This is a genomic window from Hydrogenophaga sp. NFH-34, assembly GCF_021401345.1.
Taxonomy (GTDB): Bacteria; Pseudomonadota; Gammaproteobacteria; order Burkholderiales; family Burkholderiaceae_C; genus Hydrogenophaga; species Hydrogenophaga electricum.
In genome coordinates this window covers 70,936-86,906 of sequence record NZ_JACBGE010000021.1, presented here as the reverse complement: position 1 = coordinate 86,906, position 15,971 = coordinate 70,936, and the positions used below count along the sequence as shown (strand labels likewise).

General features: G+C 67.6%; 16 protein-coding genes. 14 read left to right on the top strand and 2 right to left on the bottom strand.

What is annotated here, in order from left to right; all coding sequences use genetic code 11:
• The 4 genes from glyS to L0977_RS18995 all read left to right on the top strand — a co-directional run bounded on the left by glyS (position 1) and on the right by L0977_RS18995 (position 4,599).
• Positions 1–2,187, top strand: a complete 2,187-nt coding sequence (gene glyS / locus L0977_RS19010) for a glycine--tRNA ligase subunit beta (protein ID WP_234266436.1) — start codon at positions 1–3, stop codon at positions 2,185–2,187.
• Between the two features lie 118 nt (positions 2,188–2,305).
• Complete coding sequence (gmhB, locus tag L0977_RS19005; RefSeq protein WP_234266435.1) at positions 2,306–2,914, top strand: D-glycero-beta-D-manno-heptose 1,7-bisphosphate 7-phosphatase; 609 nt, start codon at positions 2,306–2,308, stop codon at positions 2,912–2,914.
• 21 nt (positions 2,915–2,935) lie between these two features.
• A complete protein-coding gene (locus tag L0977_RS19000) occupies positions 2,936–3,685 on the top strand; it encodes a lysophospholipid acyltransferase family protein (protein WP_234266434.1) in 750 nt (249 codons plus the stop codon).
• A gap of 8 nt (positions 3,686–3,693) precedes the next feature.
• Positions 3,694–4,599, top strand: a complete 906-nt coding sequence (locus tag L0977_RS18995; protein ID WP_234266433.1) for a M48 family metallopeptidase — start codon at positions 3,694–3,696, stop codon at positions 4,597–4,599.
• 57 nt (positions 4,600–4,656) lie between these two features.
• Here L0977_RS18995 and L0977_RS18990 read toward each other — a convergent pair whose 3' ends face one another.
• Entirely contained in the window at positions 4,657–5,742 is a 1,086-nt protein-coding gene (locus L0977_RS18990; RefSeq protein ID WP_234266432.1) for an MBL fold metallo-hydrolase, read from the bottom strand.
• Between the two features lie 87 nt (positions 5,743–5,829).
• Between L0977_RS18990 and L0977_RS18985 the strand changes: the two genes are divergently transcribed.
• Positions 5,830–6,261, top strand: a complete 432-nt coding sequence (locus tag L0977_RS18985) for a MerR family transcriptional regulator (RefSeq protein WP_234266431.1) — start codon at positions 5,830–5,832, stop codon at positions 6,259–6,261.
• Positions 6,262–6,267: 6 nt separating this feature from the next.
• Here L0977_RS18985 and L0977_RS18980 read toward each other — a convergent pair whose 3' ends face one another.
• Positions 6,268–6,870 (bottom strand): IMPACT family protein, encoded by a 603-nt coding sequence (locus L0977_RS18980; protein WP_234266430.1) that lies wholly within the window; start codon positions 6,868–6,870, stop codon positions 6,268–6,270.
• Between the two features lie 128 nt (positions 6,871–6,998).
• On the opposite strand from L0977_RS18980, the gene L0977_RS18975 reads away from it, so the two are divergent.
• The 9 genes from L0977_RS18975 (at position 6,999) to L0977_RS18935 (ending at position 15,916) form a co-directional block, all read left to right on the top strand.
• Positions 6,999–7,457: a PaaI family thioesterase gene (locus tag L0977_RS18975; protein WP_234266429.1), complete on the top strand. Its 459-nt coding sequence runs from the start codon at positions 6,999–7,001 to the stop codon at positions 7,455–7,457.
• Positions 7,458–7,502: 45 nt separating this feature from the next.
• The gene (locus L0977_RS18970) at positions 7,503–8,684 is read left to right on the top strand and encodes an isovaleryl-CoA dehydrogenase (RefSeq protein ID WP_234266428.1); all 1,182 of its coding nucleotides are present in this window, start codon (positions 7,503–7,505) and stop codon (positions 8,682–8,684) included.
• 71 nt (positions 8,685–8,755) lie between these two features.
• Positions 8,756–9,409 (top strand): carbonate dehydratase, encoded by a 654-nt coding sequence (can, locus tag L0977_RS18965; protein WP_234266427.1) that lies wholly within the window; start codon positions 8,756–8,758, stop codon positions 9,407–9,409.
• A gap of 16 nt (positions 9,410–9,425) precedes the next feature.
• A complete protein-coding gene (gene aceK / locus L0977_RS18960; RefSeq protein WP_234266426.1) occupies positions 9,426–11,264 on the top strand; it encodes a bifunctional isocitrate dehydrogenase kinase/phosphatase in 1,839 nt (612 codons plus the stop codon).
• Positions 11,265–11,317: 53 nt separating this feature from the next.
• Positions 11,318–12,211, top strand: a complete 894-nt coding sequence (locus tag L0977_RS18955; RefSeq protein WP_234266425.1) for an HNH endonuclease — start codon at positions 11,318–11,320, stop codon at positions 12,209–12,211.
• A complete protein-coding gene (locus L0977_RS18950; RefSeq protein ID WP_234266424.1) occupies positions 12,208–13,389 on the top strand; it encodes an acetyl-CoA C-acyltransferase in 1,182 nt (393 codons plus the stop codon). Before L0977_RS18955 ends, L0977_RS18950 begins: the two co-directional genes overlap by 4 nt.
• Positions 13,386–14,045, top strand: coding sequence for an MSMEG_1061 family FMN-dependent PPOX-type flavoprotein (locus L0977_RS18945; RefSeq protein WP_234266423.1), 660 nt, complete (start codon positions 13,386–13,388; stop codon positions 14,043–14,045). Before L0977_RS18950 ends, L0977_RS18945 begins: the two co-directional genes overlap by 4 nt.
• Entirely contained in the window at positions 14,042–14,725 is a 684-nt protein-coding gene (locus L0977_RS18940; RefSeq protein WP_234266422.1) for an SDR family oxidoreductase, read from the top strand. Before L0977_RS18945 ends, L0977_RS18940 begins: the two co-directional genes overlap by 4 nt.
• Before the next feature lie 63 nt (positions 14,726–14,788).
• Entirely contained in the window at positions 14,789–15,916 is a 1,128-nt protein-coding gene (locus tag L0977_RS18935; protein WP_234266421.1) for an acyl-CoA dehydrogenase family protein, read from the top strand.
• Positions 15,917–15,971: the final 55 nt, after the last annotated feature.

Here is a 15,971-nt window from a genome sequence, read left to right as displayed (position 1 = left end):
ATGACAACGAAGAACCTCCTCGTCGAACTGTTCGTGGAAGAGCTGCCGCCCAAGGCGCTCAAGAAACTGGGGGACGCTTTCGCCAGCGTGCTGGCCGACCAGCTCAAGGTGCAGGGCCTGGCCGCTGCCGATGCGGTGGTGACGCCGTTTGCCTCGCCGCGCCGTCTGGCCGTGCATGTGACCGGTGTCGCCGCCAAGGCCGCCGACAAGGCCGTGTCGCAAAAACTCATGCCCGTCAGCGTCGGTCTGACCGCTGATGGCCAGCCCACGCCCGCGCTGCTCAAGCGCCTGGCCGGTCTGGGTGCCGGTGCCTCGGCCGTGTCGGGTCTCAAGCGCGCCATGGACGGCAGGGCCGAAGCGCTGTTCTTCGACAGCGTGCAGCCGGGTGTCGACCTCGCCGAAGGCCTGCAGAAGGCGCTTCATGAGGCCATCGCCAAGCTGCCCATTCCCAAGGTCATGACCTACCAGCTCGAAACCGACTGCGAGCAGCCGGGCTGGAGCAGCGTGCACTTCGTGCGGCCGGCCCACGGCCTGGTGGCACTGCACGGCGCCGACGTGGTGCCGGTCAAGGCCCTGGGCCTGACCGCTGGCAACACCACCCACGGCCACCGTTTTGAAGCCGCCATGGACCCGGTGCTGCTGGCCGATGCCGACGCGTATGCGGCCACGCTGGCGAAAGACGGCGCGGTGATCGCGTCCTTCGCCGAACGCAAGGCTGAGATCGCGCGCCAACTGGCCGCTGCCGCCGCCCAGATCGGCGGGGGCTGCCAGCCGATCGAGGACGACGCGCTGCTCGACGAGGTGACCGCGCTGGTCGAGCGCCCCAACGTGCTGACCTGCCAGTTCGAGCCCGAATTCCTGGCCGTGCCGCAGGAGTGCCTGATCCTCACGATGAAGGCCAACCAGAAGTACTTCCCGCTGCTGGACGCGGCCGGCAAGCTGACCAATAAATTCCTGGTGGTCAGCAACATCAGCCCGGCCGACGCGAGCGCGGTGATCGGCGGCAACGAGCGCGTGGTGCGCCCGCGCCTGGCCGACGCCAAGTTCTTCTTCGACCAGGACCGCAAGAAGACGCTGGAAAGCCGCGTCGAAGGGCTGGGCAAGGTGGTCTATCACAACAAGCTGGGCACGCAGGGCGAGCGCGTCGAACGTGTGCGTGCGATTGCGCGCGCCATCGGCCAGCAGCTCGGCGGCGACGCCCTGGCGCAGAGCGCCGACACCGCCGCGCGCCTGGCCAAGACCGATCTGCTGACCGACATGGTGGGCGAGTTCCCCGAGCTGCAGGGCATCATGGGCGGCTACTACGCGCGCCACGATGGCCTGGGTGACGACATCGCCTTCGCGATCGAAGACCACTACAAGCCGCGCTTCGCGGGCGACGAACTGCCGCGCACGGTGACCGGTGTGGTGGTGGCGCTGGCCGACAAGCTGGAGACGCTGGTCGGCATGTTCGGCATCGGCAACCTGCCGACCGGCGACAAGGACCCGTTCGCGCTGCGCCGGCATGCGCTGGGGGTGATCCGGATGCTGGTGGAGAAGGACCTGCCGCTGGCGTTGACCGCGCTGCTGGCAGGCGCGCTGCCCGCTTTCGGCGACAAGATCAGCGACGCCACGCCGGCCCTGGCCGACTTCATCTACGACCGTCTGCGCGGATACATAGATTCGGAGTTGATTTTCCCTGCAGCCCCCATTGAAGGTGCGGCTGCAGGGAACACTGGTACAACAGTGTCAGCTGGATATTCCAGCAATGAAGTCGACGCCGTGCTGGCCCTGCGTCCGCAGCGTCTGGCCGACGTGGCCCAGCGCCTGCAGGCCGTGCGCGCCTTCGCCGCGCTGCCTGAAGCGCCCGCACTGGCCGCCGCCAACAAGCGCATCGGCAATATCCTCAAGAAGTCCGAAGGCGAGGGCGCTGCGGTGAATCCGGCGCTGTTCGCCGAACCCGCAGAAAAAGACCTCTACGCCGCCATGCAGGCCACCGTGCCCGCTGCCAGCGCGAAGTTCGACGCCGGCGACTACACCGCCAGCCTGCAAGCCCTGGCCGCGCTGCGCACGCCGGTCGACGCCTTCTTCGACGGCGTGATGGTCAACGCCGACGACCCGGCACTCAAGGCCAACCGCCTGGGGCTGTTGAAGGCGCTGCACGAGGCCATGAACCGCGTGGCCGATCTGTCGCGCCTGGCGGCTTGACCATGGGCCTGCGCCACCGCTTCGCCGGTTGCTGCCTGAAGGCCGGGGCGGGCAGGGCACTGGCGCAGCGCCGGCTTCGGGCCGGCAGTCTGCTGCAGCCCTTTTTCGGGAGCCTCGCATGAAGCTGCTGATCCTCGATCGCGACGGCACGCTCAACCGCAACCGCGACGACTACGTGGCCTCGCCCGACGAGTGGGAGGCGCTGCCCGGCGCGCTGGAAGCGGTGGCGCGGCTCAACCACGGGGGCTGGCGCGTGGTGCTGGCCACCAACCAGAGCGGCATCGGGCGTGGCACCTTCGACATCGCCGCGCTCAACGCCGTGCACGCCAAGATGCACCGCCAGCTGGCGGCGGTGGGCGCACGGGTCGAGGCGGTGTTCTTCTGCCCGCACGCGCCCGAAGATGCCTGCCACTGCCGCAAACCGGCGCCCGGCCTGTTCGAGCAGATCGGCCGGCGTTTCGGCGTGCCGCTGGCGCAGGTGCCGGCCGCCGGCAACGCCTTGCGGCACGTGCACGCGGCGGCGGCGGCCGGCTGCCCGGCCCATTTGCTGCTGACGGGCAAATCCGAACACCTGCGCGCCGCGCCCGGCTCGCTCTTGATGGCCAACGCCCCCGAACTGCCCCAACTGCCCCCCGGCACCCAGGTGCACGACAGCCTCCCGGCGTTTGCCGACTGGCTGCTGGCGCAGGATGAACCCGCCGAAGGCCGGGTTGTGGCCCCCAACTGACCGCATGTTTGCTGTTTTCGCATGAACCTGATCCGATCCGTCCTGCACCTGCTGTTCATGGCCGTCACCGTGGTGCCCTGGGCCCTGGCGGTGGTGGTGGCCTCCCCGTTCCTGAGCCGGCAGCGCGTCTACGCCATGTGCGTGGGCTGGCTGAACACGGCGGTGTGGGGCGGCAAGGTGATCCTGGGCATCCGCAACCACGTCATCGGCTACGAGAACCTGCCCGTGGACAGCCAGGCACCGGCCGTGCTGTTGGTCAAGCACCAGTCCACCTGGGAGACCTTCTGCATGCCCGGGCTGATGCCGCACCCCCTGGCCTACGTGTTCAAGAAGGAACTGCTCTACGTGCCGTTCTTCGGCTGGGCCATGGGCCGGCTGGACATGATCCACATCGATCGCAGCAAGCGTGCGCAGGCCTTCAACCGGGTGGTGGCGCAGGGCAGGCGCCTGCTGTCGCAGGGCACCTGGGTCATCATGTTCCCCGAAGGCACGCGCATCGACCGCGGCCAGAAGGGGCACTACAAAAGCGGCGGCACCCGGCTCGCCATCGCCACCGGGGCGCCGGTGATCCCGGTGGCCGTGACGTCGGCCAAATGCTGGCCGCGCAAGGCCTTCATCAAACGCCCGGGCACGGTGGAGTTTTCGATCGGCAAACCCATCCCCAGTGCGGGCCGCGAACCCGACGAGCTGATGCGCGAGGTGGAGGCCTGGATCGAGGCTGAAATGCGCCGGCTGGACCCGTCGGCCTATCCGGCGCCGGCCCAGGCCTGAGGCGTTCCATGCAGCGCTTCGTGCAACTGGCGCTGGACTTCCTGGCCGGGCCCGACCCGGCGCGGGCCCCGATGCCGGCGCCATCGCCTCCCGCACCTTCCCTGCCACCGGTCTCTGCGCCCCCGGCGGAACCGCTGCACGCGGTGTTCCAGCCCGGCACCTGGCACCATCCCCGGGCCAACCGCCTGCTGCGCCTGGGGCATTGCGACGTTGCCTACGAATTCAAGCGTGGCAAACGCCGCACCATCGGCCTGAGTGTCGGCGCCGACGGGCTGACGGTCAGCGCGCCGCGCTGGACGCCGCTGGGTGAGGTGGAGGCCTTGCTGCAGGCCAAGTCGGCCTGGGTGCTGGAAAAGCTGCAGAAAGCCCAGGCCCGCGCGGGCGAACTGGCGCGGGCCCGCACCGTGTGGGCCGACGGTGCCGAGTTTCACTACCTGGGCCAGCGGGTCCTGTTGCAGCTTGACCCCGCGCACGGTTTCGCCAGCGTGGGCGCCGAGCTGTGTGCGGGCGATGACGGCGCACCGGCGCGCCTGCGGCTGGGCCTGCCCAAGACCGCGAGCGAGGCCCAGATCCGCGACGCGGCGCAGGCCTGGCTGATGCGCCAGGCGCAGCCGCTGTTCGTGCAGCGCCTGGACCACTTTGCGCCGCTGCTCGGGGTGCGCTACACGCGCCTGCGGCTGTCGAGCGCCGGCACCCGCTGGGGCAGTGCCAGCGCCGACGGCACCATCCGCCTGAACTGGCGGTTGATCCACCTGAGCCCGGACATGCTGGACTATGTGGTGGTGCACGAACTCAGCCACCTGCGCCACATGGACCACAGTCCGCAGTTCTGGGATGTGGTGGCCAGCGTGATGCCCGACCACGCGCAGCGCCGCAAGGCCTTGCAGCAGGCTGCGGTGCCGCTGGGGGAATAGGGCCGCTGCGCCTGGACCGGATCACCTGCCGCGCCAGCGGCGAAGCCGGGTCATCGTTCAGACCGCTGCGAAGCGGTAGACGCCGTCGGCGTCATGCCTGCGCCGCAGCTGCCCCGCAAACCACAGCCGGTGCAGGTGCGCGACCGATTCGCCCATGGCAAAGGTGGTCTGGTGCAGGTCGAGGGCGCGGGTGAAGAGCACCGGGAGGATGTCGTGCGCGCTCATCGGGCGTGTGCGGCAGGCGGCCACCACCTCGGTCAGGCGCTCGGCATGGTGGTCCTGCAGCTGCTGGATGCGTTCTTGCAAACCGGTGAACGGTTTGCCGTGCGAGGGCAGCACGAGGGTGTCGGGCGGCAGCGGCCGGTAGCGTTCCAGCGAGTCCAGGAACAGGGTCAGCGGATCGCTTTCGGGCTCGCTGTCGTACACGCTCACGTTGGTGCTGATGCGCGGCAACACCATGTCGCCGCTGATCAGCACGCCGGCCGCGTCGCTGTACAGCGCCATGTGCTCCGGCGCGTGGCCATAGCCGGCGATGCAGCGCCAGACCCGGCCGCCGATGGTCACCGGCATGCCGTCCAGAAGGCGGTGAAAACGCGGCGGCACGCTGGGCACGAGGCTGGGGAAATAGCTGGTGCGTGCGCGGACCTGCGCCAGCGCGTCCGGATCGGTCAGGCCATGGGCCTGGAAGAAGGCCGCCGCGCTGTCGCCACCGAAGGCGGTCGGGCCCTGGGTGCCGAGGCGGGCGAGGTGGTAGTCGGTGGCGCTGATCCAGAGCGGGCAGGCGCGTTCGGGCGTGCTCCAGCGTTCGCACAACCAGTGCGCCAGACCGATGTGGTCCGGGTGCATGTGGGTGACGATCACGCGCAGCACGGGCAGGCCCTGCAGTTCGTGCGTGAACACCTGCTCCCAGAGCGTGCGCAGCGTGTCCCGGGCAATGCCGCAGTCGACCACCGTCCAGCCGTCGACGCCATCGATCGTGTCGCGCAGCAGCCAGAGGTTGATGTGGTCCAGCGCGAAGGGCAGCGGCATGCGCAGCCAGCGGATGCCCGGCGCCACTTCGAGGCTGCGGCCCGGCTCGGGCAGGGTGTCGGCCAGCGGGTAATGCAGCCGGGCTTCCAGATCGTCTTTGGTGGGTGGGGTCATGCGCAGGGCGGTTCCGTTAAACTGACGTTGACGTAAACGTCAATCCACTGTCATTCTACGAAGCTGCGCACGGCCCGACACGTCCCCATGGCGACCCCTCCGAGCACCTACACCATCAGCGATCTCGCGCGCGAGTTCGACCTGACCACGCGCGCCATCCGCTTCTATGAAGACATGGGGCTGATCCAGCCGCAGCGCGAGGGGCCAGGCGGGCGCAACCGGGTCTACAGCTCGCGCGACCGCACGCGCCTGAAGCTCACGCTGCGCGCCAAGCGCCTGGGCCTGTCGCTGACCGAGGCCCGGGACATCATCGACATGTACGACAGCCCGCGCGACACCGGGCCGCAACTGCGCAAGTTCCTGACGGTGCTGGCCGACCACAAGCGCCAGCTCGAAGACCAGCTGGCCGATCTGATGGCCAACCTCGACGAGGTGAAGGTGCACGAGAAGGAGGCGCGGGCGCTGCTCGCCAAGGTCGAAAAGGCCGGGCCACCCGACGGCCCGTCGCCGCAGGGCTGAGGGGCCTCAGCCGGCCGGGGCGTCCGGCTCCAGCCAGACCACCTGGCCCTGGCCCGCTTCGTTCAGCCGCGCCCGCAGCGCCGGGCCCTGGGGCTCGGGAAGTTGCAGGGTCACCGTCACGTGGGCGCCGTGTTGCGCGGCCAGCAAGGTGGCGTCGTGCGTGGCCAGTTCGCGCCGCAGCCAGCCCTCGAGGGCGTAGGGCACCACGCAGTGCAGCGTGGTGGGGCGGATCACCGGCACTTTCCGGGCGGTGAGCAGGGCCTGGGCCACGCTGTCGGTGTAGGCGCGCACCAGGCCGCCCGCACCCAGCGGCGTGCCGCCGTAGTAGCGCACGACCGTGGCCAGCACGCCTTCCAGATCCTGGTGCCGCAGCACTTCCAGCATGGGCCGACCGGCCGTTCCGCCGGGCTCGCCGTCGTCGTGGGCGGCCGAGTGCCCGCCGGCCATGAGCGCCCAGCACACGTGCGAGGCGGTGGGGTGTTCGGTGCGCAGCGCGGCCACGCGGACCCGTGCGGCGGCCCGGTCCGGGACGGGCTCGACGCAGCCGATGAATCGGCTCTTTTTGATGACCAGCTCGCTGTGGGCAGCGGCCGGCAGGGTGTAGGGCATGGCCCGAGCATAGCGGGCACGCGGCGCGGGGCTTGGCGCGGGGGCGGGCATGCCGCATAATTGACGTTTACGTAAACGTAAATCAAAAAAACCCAGCCCGCAGAGGCGCGTTGCACCAGGAGACAGCCATGACCCCGTCTTTCGAACCCCGTGCCCCGGACTTTGAACAGCGGGTGCGCGCCAGCTTCGCGCGCCAGGCCGCCATGCGCACCCTGGGCGCCACGCTGGCGGCCGTGCGGCCCGGTCAGGTGGAGATCACGCTGCCCTGGGCCGAGCCGCTGACGCAGCAGCACGGTTTCCTGCACGCGGGCATGGTGTCGACCGCGCTCGACTCGGCCTGTGGTTACGCCGGGTTTTCGCTGATGCCGACCGACGCCGCCGTGCTGACCATCGAATTCAAGATCAACCTGCTGGCGCCCGCCCAGGGCGAACGCTTTCGCATGCTCGGCACGGTGATCAAGCCGGGCCGCACTGTCACCGTCTGCGAAGGCCAGGCCTATGCCATCGACGGCGGCCGCGAGAAACTGATCGCCACCATGGGCTGCACGCTCATGGCGGTGATCGGCCGCGAAGGCATTGCCGGCTGACTGTTTGCTTTTCCGACCTTTTTGACCCCGACTCCAGGAGCCTTCATGAACAACCTGCCCGGCCTCAACTTCCAGCTCGGTGAAGACATCGACGCCCTGCGCGATGCGGTGCGCGACTTTGCCCAGGCCGAGATCGCCCCCCGTGCCGCCGAAATCGACCGCAGCGACCAGTTCCCGATGGACTGCTGGCGCAAGATGGGCGAGCTGGGCGTGCTGGGCATCACCGTGCCCGAGCAGTACGGCGGCGCCAACATGGGCTACCTGGCGCACATGGTGGCCATGGAAGAGATCAGCCGCGCCAGTGCCTCGGTGGGCCTGAGCTATGGCGCGCACAGCAACCTGTGCGTGAACCAGATCAACCGCAACGGCACGCCCGAGCAGAAGGCCAAGTACCTGCCCAAGCTCATCAGCGGCGAACATGTGGGCGCGCTCGCCATGAGCGAACCCGGCGCCGGCTCCGACGTCATCAGCATGAAGCTCAAGGCCGAGGACAAGGGCGGCTACTACCTGCTCAACGGCAGCAAGATGTGGATCACCAACGGCCCCGATGCCGACACGCTGGTGGTCTATGCCAAGAGCGAACCGGAGATGGGCGCGCGCGGCGTCACCGCGTTCCTGATCGAAAAGGGCATGAAGGGTTTTTCCATCGCGCAGAAGCTCGACAAGCTGGGCATGCGCGGCAGCCACACCGGCGAGCTGGTGTTCCAGGACGTCGAGGTGCCGGCCGAGAACATCCTGGGCGGCCTGAACATGGGCGCCAAGGTGCTGATGTCGGGGCTGGACTACGAGCGCGCCGTGCTCACCGGTGGTCCGCTGGGCATCATGCAGGCGGTCATGGACAACGTCATCCCCTACATCCACGACCGCAAGCAGTTCGGCCAGAGCATCGGCGAATTCCAGCTGATCCAGGGCAAGGTGGCCGACATGTACACCGTGCTGCAGGCGGCCCGCAGCTTCGCCTACACCGTGGCCAAGAACCTGGACCTGCTGGGCACCGAGCACGTGCGCCAGGTGCGCAAGGACTGCGCCTCGGTCATCCTCTGGACGGCCGAAAAGGCGACCTGGATGGCCGGCGAGGGCGTGCAGATCTACGGCGGCAACGGCTACATCAACGAGTACCCGCTGGGCCGCCTGTGGCGCGATGCCAAGCTCTACGAAATCGGCGCGGGCACGAGCGAAATCCGCCGCATGCTGATCGGCCGCGAGCTGTTTGCCGAGACCTGCTGAACACCTGCGGGCAACCATGGGCAACCACGCCACGCAAGATTGACCGTGCGGGCGTGGGTCACAATCGCGGCATGAACTCAACCGTCCAAAATCTCATCGATGCCAACCACCGCTGGGCCGAGCAGGTGGAGCTCGAGCGCCCGGGTTTTTTTCACACCCTGGCCCAGCAGCAAAGCCCCAAATACCTGTGGATCGGCTGCTCCGACAGCCGCGTTCCGGCGAACCAGGTGATCGGGCTGGCGCCTGGTGAGGTGTTCGTGCACCGCAACGTGGCCAACGTGATCGTGCACTCGGATCTGAACGCGCTGTCGGTGATCCAGTTCGCGGTCGACTACCTCAAGGTCGAGCACATCCTGGTGGTGGGGCATTACGGCTGCGGCGGTGTGCTGGCCACGCTCAAGGGCATGCGTGTGGGCCTGGCCGACAACTGGCTGCGCCATGTGCACGACGTGATGATCCGCCACCGCAAGCGCCTGGAACACCTGCCGCTCGAAGCGCAGGAAGACGTGCTGTGCGAGATGAACGTGATCGAGCAGGTGGGCAACGTGGCGTTGACCAACGTGATCCAGGATGCCTGGGCGCGGGGCCAGAAGGTGTCGGTGCACGGCTGGTGCTACGGTCTCAAGGACGGCAAAGTCAAAGACCTCGGGGTGAGCATGAGCCACCCCGGCGAGGTCATGGGCGTGTTCCGCACCGCGCTCAAACGTTACCCCATGGGCGGGTGACACCCGCATGTAGGCCATGTTTCCGCAGCGGCTGGATTCTTCCGTGGCCTACGACATCGCCAAGGCGATGATGGACGGGTTCAACCGGCATTACCGGTTGTTCCGTGCCGAGTCCGCGCGCGCGCAGCACCGCTTCGAGACGCGCGACTGGCCGGCCCAGCAGCGCGCGCAGCGCGAACGCATCGAGTTCTACGACCTGCGCGTGCGCGAATGCCTGCAGCGGCTGGTCAAAGAGTTCAGGGCCGACGCCCAGCCCATGCCGGTGTGGGAGCAGGTCAAGCTTCACTACATCGGGCTGCTGGTCAACCACCACCAGCCCGAGCTGGCCGAGACCTTCTTCAACTCGGTCACGACCAAGATCCTCAAGCGCGCCTACTTCCAGAACGACTTCATCTTCGTGCGCCCGGCGGTGTCGACCGAGTACATCGAAAACGAAGAGCCGCGCGCGGCGCCCACCTACCGCTGCTACTACCCGACGCCAGACAGCATGCTGGCCGACGTGCGGCATCTGCTCGAAGACTTCGACCTGCGTGTGCCTTTCGAGGACCTGGCCGGCGACGCGGCCCGGGTGCTGGCGGCGATGAAGCGCCACTTCGACCACAGCCGCCTGAGGGCCAACTGCCAGTTCCAGGTGCTCTCGGGGCTGTTCTTCCGCAACAAGGGTGCCTACGTCGTCGGCAAGATCATCAACGGCTTCCAGGAAGTGCCGTTCGCGCTGCCGATCCTGCACAACGACCGGGGCCGGCTGTTCGTCGACGCGGCGCTGTTCGGCGAGGACGACCTGCTCATGCTGTTCAGCTTCGCGCGGGCCTACTTCATGGTCGACATGGAGGTGCCCAGCGCCTACGTGCAGTTCCTGCGCAGCCTGATGCCGCGCAAACCGCGCGCCGAGTTCTACAACGCGCTGGGCCTGGCCAAGCAGGGCAAGACCCTGTTCTACCGCGACTTCCTGTTCCACATGCGGCATTCCACGGACCGCTTCCGCATCGCGCCGGGCATCAAGGGCATGGTGATGCTGGTGTTCGACCTGCCGAGCTTTCCTTTTGTGTTCAAGCTCATCAAGGACCATTTCCCGGCGCCCAAGGACACCACGCGCGAACAGGTGCGCGCCAAGTACCAACTGGTCAAGCACCACGACCGCGTGGGCCGCATGGCCGACACACTGGAGTTCTCCGAGGTCGGGTTCCCGCGTGCGCGCTTCAGCGACGAGTTGATCGCCGAAATCCAGAAGCACGCGCCCAGCCAGCTCGAAATCAGCGACCGCGACGGTGACGGCAACGTCGAGGTCATCCTGCGGCACGTCTACATCGAGCGGCGCATGATCCCGCTCAACCTTTACCTGCAGGAAGCCTTCGACGTGCTGGTGCCCGACAGCGGGGCCGACGAGGCGGCGCGGGAGCGGGCGCACGCGCAGATCCGCCGTGCCGTGACCGAATACGGCAACGCGATCAAGGACCTGGTGGCGGCCAACATCTTTCCCGGCGACATGCTGTGGAAGAACTTCGGCATCACGCGGCCCGGCAAGGTCGTGTTCTACGACTACGACGAAATCGAGTACATCACCGACTGCCACTTCCGCCGCGTGCCGCCACCGCGCGACGACGCGGACGAACTGTCGGGCGAACCCTGGTACACCGTCGGCCCGCGCGACGTGTTCCCCGAAACCTTCGGCCCCTTCCTGCTGGGCAACCCGCTGGTGCGCCAAGCCTTCCTGGAGCACCACGCCGACCTGCTCGACCCCGCGTTCTGGCAGGCCCACCAGGCCCGCATCGCCGCTGGCCACATGCCCGACGTGTTCCCGTACGAGCGCGAGAGGCGCTTTTGCACAGAGGAGAACAAGGAGCTGCTCAATTGACCCGAGGGAACGAGAAATTGGACCGCTGTTCGGCCGTTGACGCAGCAGCCGTGATGTCCGCAATCTGCCCGCATGCGGCGCAACGATATGAAGTTCTCCGATGCCTGCTGGATTCAATCGCTTATGTCGAGCGCAGAGCCTCCCAGGCATGGGCCGTCACCTTGTTTGGCAACCGGTTTCGGCTCAATGTGGGCATCGTTGAAGCGTTTACTTGCGGTGTCGTTGAAAGCGACGAACCTGTTGGTGGTAGGTACTTGCGTTCGGTTCGGGTGCTGACTTTGGGAAAGCTGCCTTCCGAGGTGCTCAAAGCCTCGCAGAAGCAATCATCACATGTAGATGTTCGGGTAATTTCGTACAAGCCCATCTCCGGGCCACAGCACGTGGTATTCCTGTCATTTGAGCAGGCTGGGGAGCTTGGTCAGTGGTACGAAAGGCTGTGGCCAGCTCATCAGCGCTACCTGGAAGCGGCACTTCAAACGTCAACGGGAAGGGTCAGGCACGGGACGATCCACAGGCGCAGCCATTCAGAAGGGCTGGTCGAATACGCCAGAGCGTTTTGTGGCCGCACGAATGATGGCGTCGCTCAGACGCCATCTAATGAAGGTGACCCTGACATCGTAGAGTTCTTCGAAGGACACCCTATCGCGACCCAAACCACAAGGTATGAGCGAAGTGATGGTGCGCGGCGAACATGCCTTGCGCAGCATGGGTACGCCTGCCAGGCCTGTGGCTTTAGCTTCGGAGTGACATATGGGACGGTTGCGTCTCACTACATTCAAGTGCATCACTTGAACCCCCTGTCTGCAATGGGGTCGGCTGGCGCCAGTGACCCCATCAACGACATGGTGCCACTGTGCGCAAATTGCCACGCGGTGGCGCATCTCAGAAATCCACCCTATACCGTGGAAGACATCAGAAACTTCATTAGTAAGGAGCACAAGTTATGAATGATCCCGTCGTCATCGTCGGCGCCGCCCGCACCCCCATGGGCAGCTTCCAGAGCGACTTCGCCAGCCTGTCCGCCCACGACCTGGGCGGCGTCGCCATCAAAGCAGCGGTTGAACGTGCTGGCGTGAAGGCCGAGCTGGTCGACGAGGTGCTGTTCGGCAACTGCCTGATGGCCGGCCAGGGACAGGCGCCCGCGCGCCAGGCTGCGCTCAAGGGTGGGCTGCCGCTGTCGGCCGGCGCGGTGACGCTGTCCAAGATGTGCGGATCGGGCATGAAGGCCACCATGCTGGCGCACGACATGCTGCTGGCCGGCAGCGCCACGGTGATGGTCGCTGGCGGCATGGAGAGCATGACCAACGCGCCCTACCTGATGCTCAAGGGCCGCGGCGGCTACCGCATGGGCCACGACCGCATCTTCGACCACATGATGCTCGACGGCCTGGAAGACGCCTACGAACCCGGCCGCAGTATGGGCACCTTCGGCGAAGACTGCGCCGCCAAGTACCGCTTCACCCGCGAACAGCAGGACGCGTTTGCGATTGCCTCGGTGACGCGCGCCAAGGCCGCCACCGAGAGCGGCGCCTTCGCCAAGGAAATCGCGCCGGTGACGGTCAAGGACCGCAGCGGCGAGCGCGTGGTCTCGGTGGACGAAGGCCCGGGCAAGGTCAAGCTCGACAAGGTCACTTCGCTCAAGCCGGCGTTCAAGAAGGACGGCACCATCACCGCCGCCTCGTCCTCCTCCATCAACGACGGCGCCGCCGCGCTGGTGCTGATGCGGGAATCGACGGCGAAGGCTCAGGGCCTGAAACCGCTGGCGCGCATCGTGGCCCACGCCACCCACGCGCAGGAACCCAACTGGTTCGCCACCGCGCCGGTGGGCGCCACGCAGAAGCTGCTGACCAAGACCGGCTGGAGCGTGGGCGATGTGGACCTGTGGGAGATCAACGAGGCCTTCGCCGTGGTGCCCATGGCGCTGATGACCGAACTGGACATCCCGCACGAGAAGGTGAACGTCAATGGCGGCGCCTGCGCGCTGGGCCACCCCATCGGTGCGTCGGGCGCCCGCATCATCGTCACCCTGCTGCACGCGCTGGCCGCGAAGGGCAAGCAGAAGGGCGTGGCGACGCTGTGCATCGGCGGCGGCGAAGCCACCGCGATGGCGGTGGAACTGCTGTGATCGATTCGCTGGACGCGCTGCGGCGCCTGTATCCGGGCGCCTCACCCCGTTCGCAGGCCAAGCAGCTTGGCCACCTCGACGCCACCATGCGCCGCATCGTGGCGCAGGCGCCGCTGTGTGTGGTGGCCAGTGCAGGCGGCGACGGGGCGGGGCTCGACGCGTCGCCGCGCGGCGGGCCGGCCAGTTTCGTGCTGGCGCCCGATGCCCACACGCTGCTGATCCCCGATGCCACGGGCAACAACCGGCTCGACACGCTGGAGAACCTGCTGGCCGATCCCCGCATCGGCCTGCTGTTCCTGGTGCCGGGGGTGGACGAGGTGCTGCGGGTCAACGGCACGGCGCGTCTGCGCGACGAACCCGCCTATACCGAACGTTTTGCGCCCGAAGGCCAAAGCTGGCGCCCGCGCCTCGTGATCGAGGTGACGGTGCGCGAGGCCTACCTGCACTGCCCCAAGGCGCTGCTGCGGGCGCGGGTGTGGCGACCGCAGGCGGCCGCGGCCGCCTTCCCGTCCATGAACGCGATGCTGCGGGCCCAGCTGGGCAGCACGGTGGTCACCGAAACGGACGACGAGGCGCGCCCGTTACCAGGCCCAACTGGCGGCCGAAGGCCTGGCCGACCGGCTGCCCTGAACCGCTGCAGACAGGACACCCCATGACGACCACTTTGATCATCGGTGCCTCGCGCGGCATCGGCCACGAACTGGCGCGGCAGAGCCTGACCGCGGGCGAGCGTGTGATCGCGACCGCGCGCGACGATGCGGGCCTGCAAGCCTTGCAGGCTATGGGCTGCCAGACGCTGCGCCTGGATGTGGCCGAGCCCGCCAGTGTGAGCGGTCTGGCCTGGCAACTGGACGGCGAGCGCATCGACCGCGCCTGGTACGTGGCCGGGGTGATGTGCGCCCGCACCGATGCACAGCAACCGCCGACGCGCGAGATGTTCGACCGCGTGATGCACGCCAACGTGCTTGGCGCCATGCAGGTGATTCCGCAGGTGGCCCCGCTCGTGGAGGACAGCCGCGATGCGGGTGGCGGCCGCTTCGGTTTTCTCTCCAGCGCGATGGGCCAGATCGGCACCGTGCCGGGCAGCGGGGCCTGGCTCTACCGCGTCAGCAAGGCGGCGCTCAACATGGCGGTGGCATCGGCGCGCCATGCCTACCCGCGGGCACTGTTCCTGTGCTTCCACCCCGGCTGGGTGCAGACCGACATGGGCGGCCAGCAGGCGCCCGTGTCGGTGAGCGACAGCGCCGCCGGCCTGCGTGCCACGCTGGCCGCGGCCCAGGCGGCCGATAACGGCGGTTTTTTCAACCACGACGGTACCCGCCTGAGTGGGTGGTGAGCGTGGCCTTTTTCTAGACAGACATCGGCGCCCTGTGGTGCGCCAACCCGGAGCTTTCTGACCATGCTGCTGACCCAAGACCAGGAAATGATTCGCGACGCCGTGCGCAGCTTTGCGCAGGAGCAACTCTGGCCCAACGCTGCGAAATGGGACAAGGAGCACCACTTCCCGAAGGACGTACACAAGGGGCTGGCCGAACTGGGCGCCTACGGCATCTGCGTGCCCGAAGAACTGGGCGGCGCCGGGCTGGACTACCTGACGCTGGCCCTGGTGCTGGAAGAGATCGCGGCCGGCGATGGCGGCACCAGCACCGCCATCAGCGTCACCAACTGCCCCTACAACGCGATCCTGATGAAGTACGGCACGCCCGCGCAGCAGCAGCAGTGGCTGGTGCCGGCGGCGCGCGGTGACATCCTGGGTGCCTTCTGCCTGACCGAGCCGCACGTGGGCTCGGACGCCTCCGGCCTGCGGACCACGGCGGTGCGCGAAGGCGACGAATACGTCATCAACGGCGTCAAGCAGTTCATCACCTCGGGCAAGAACGGCCAGGCGGCAGTGGTCATCGCCGTGACCGACAAGGGAGCTGGCAAGAAGGGCATGAGCGCCTTCATGGTGCCGACCGACAACCCAGGCTGGCAGGTCGCGCGGCTGGAAGACAAAGTCGGCCAGCACAGCAGCGACACGGCGCAGATCAACTTCGACAACTGCCGCATCCCGGCCGAGAACCTGATCGGCCAGGAAGGCGAGGGCTACAAGATCGCGCTGTCGGCCCTCGAAGGCGGCCGCATCGGCATCGCGGCGCAAAGCGTGGGCATGGCGCGCAGCGCACTGGACGTGGCGATCGCCTACGCCAAAGAGCGCCAGAGCTTCGGCACCGCGATCTTCAACCACCAGGCGGTGGGCTTCCGGCTCGCCGAATGCGCGACGAAGCTGGAGGCGGCGCGGCAACTGATCTGGCACGCCGCCGCGTTGCGCGACGCGGGGCTGCCGTGCTTGAAAGAGGCCGCGATGGCCAAGCTGTTCGCCAGCGAAACCGCCGAACAGGTCTGCTCGGCGGCGATCCAGACGCTCGGCGGCTATGGCTACGTGAACGACTTCCCGCTCGAACGCATCTGGCGCGATGTGCGCGTCTGCCAGATCTACGAAGGCACGAGCGACGTGCAGAAAATCATCATTCAGCGCGCGCTGTGAGCGAAGGGCCGTTCGTGCCAGGGCCCCGCGGAACCGGTTCTGCCGGGCTGCCAGC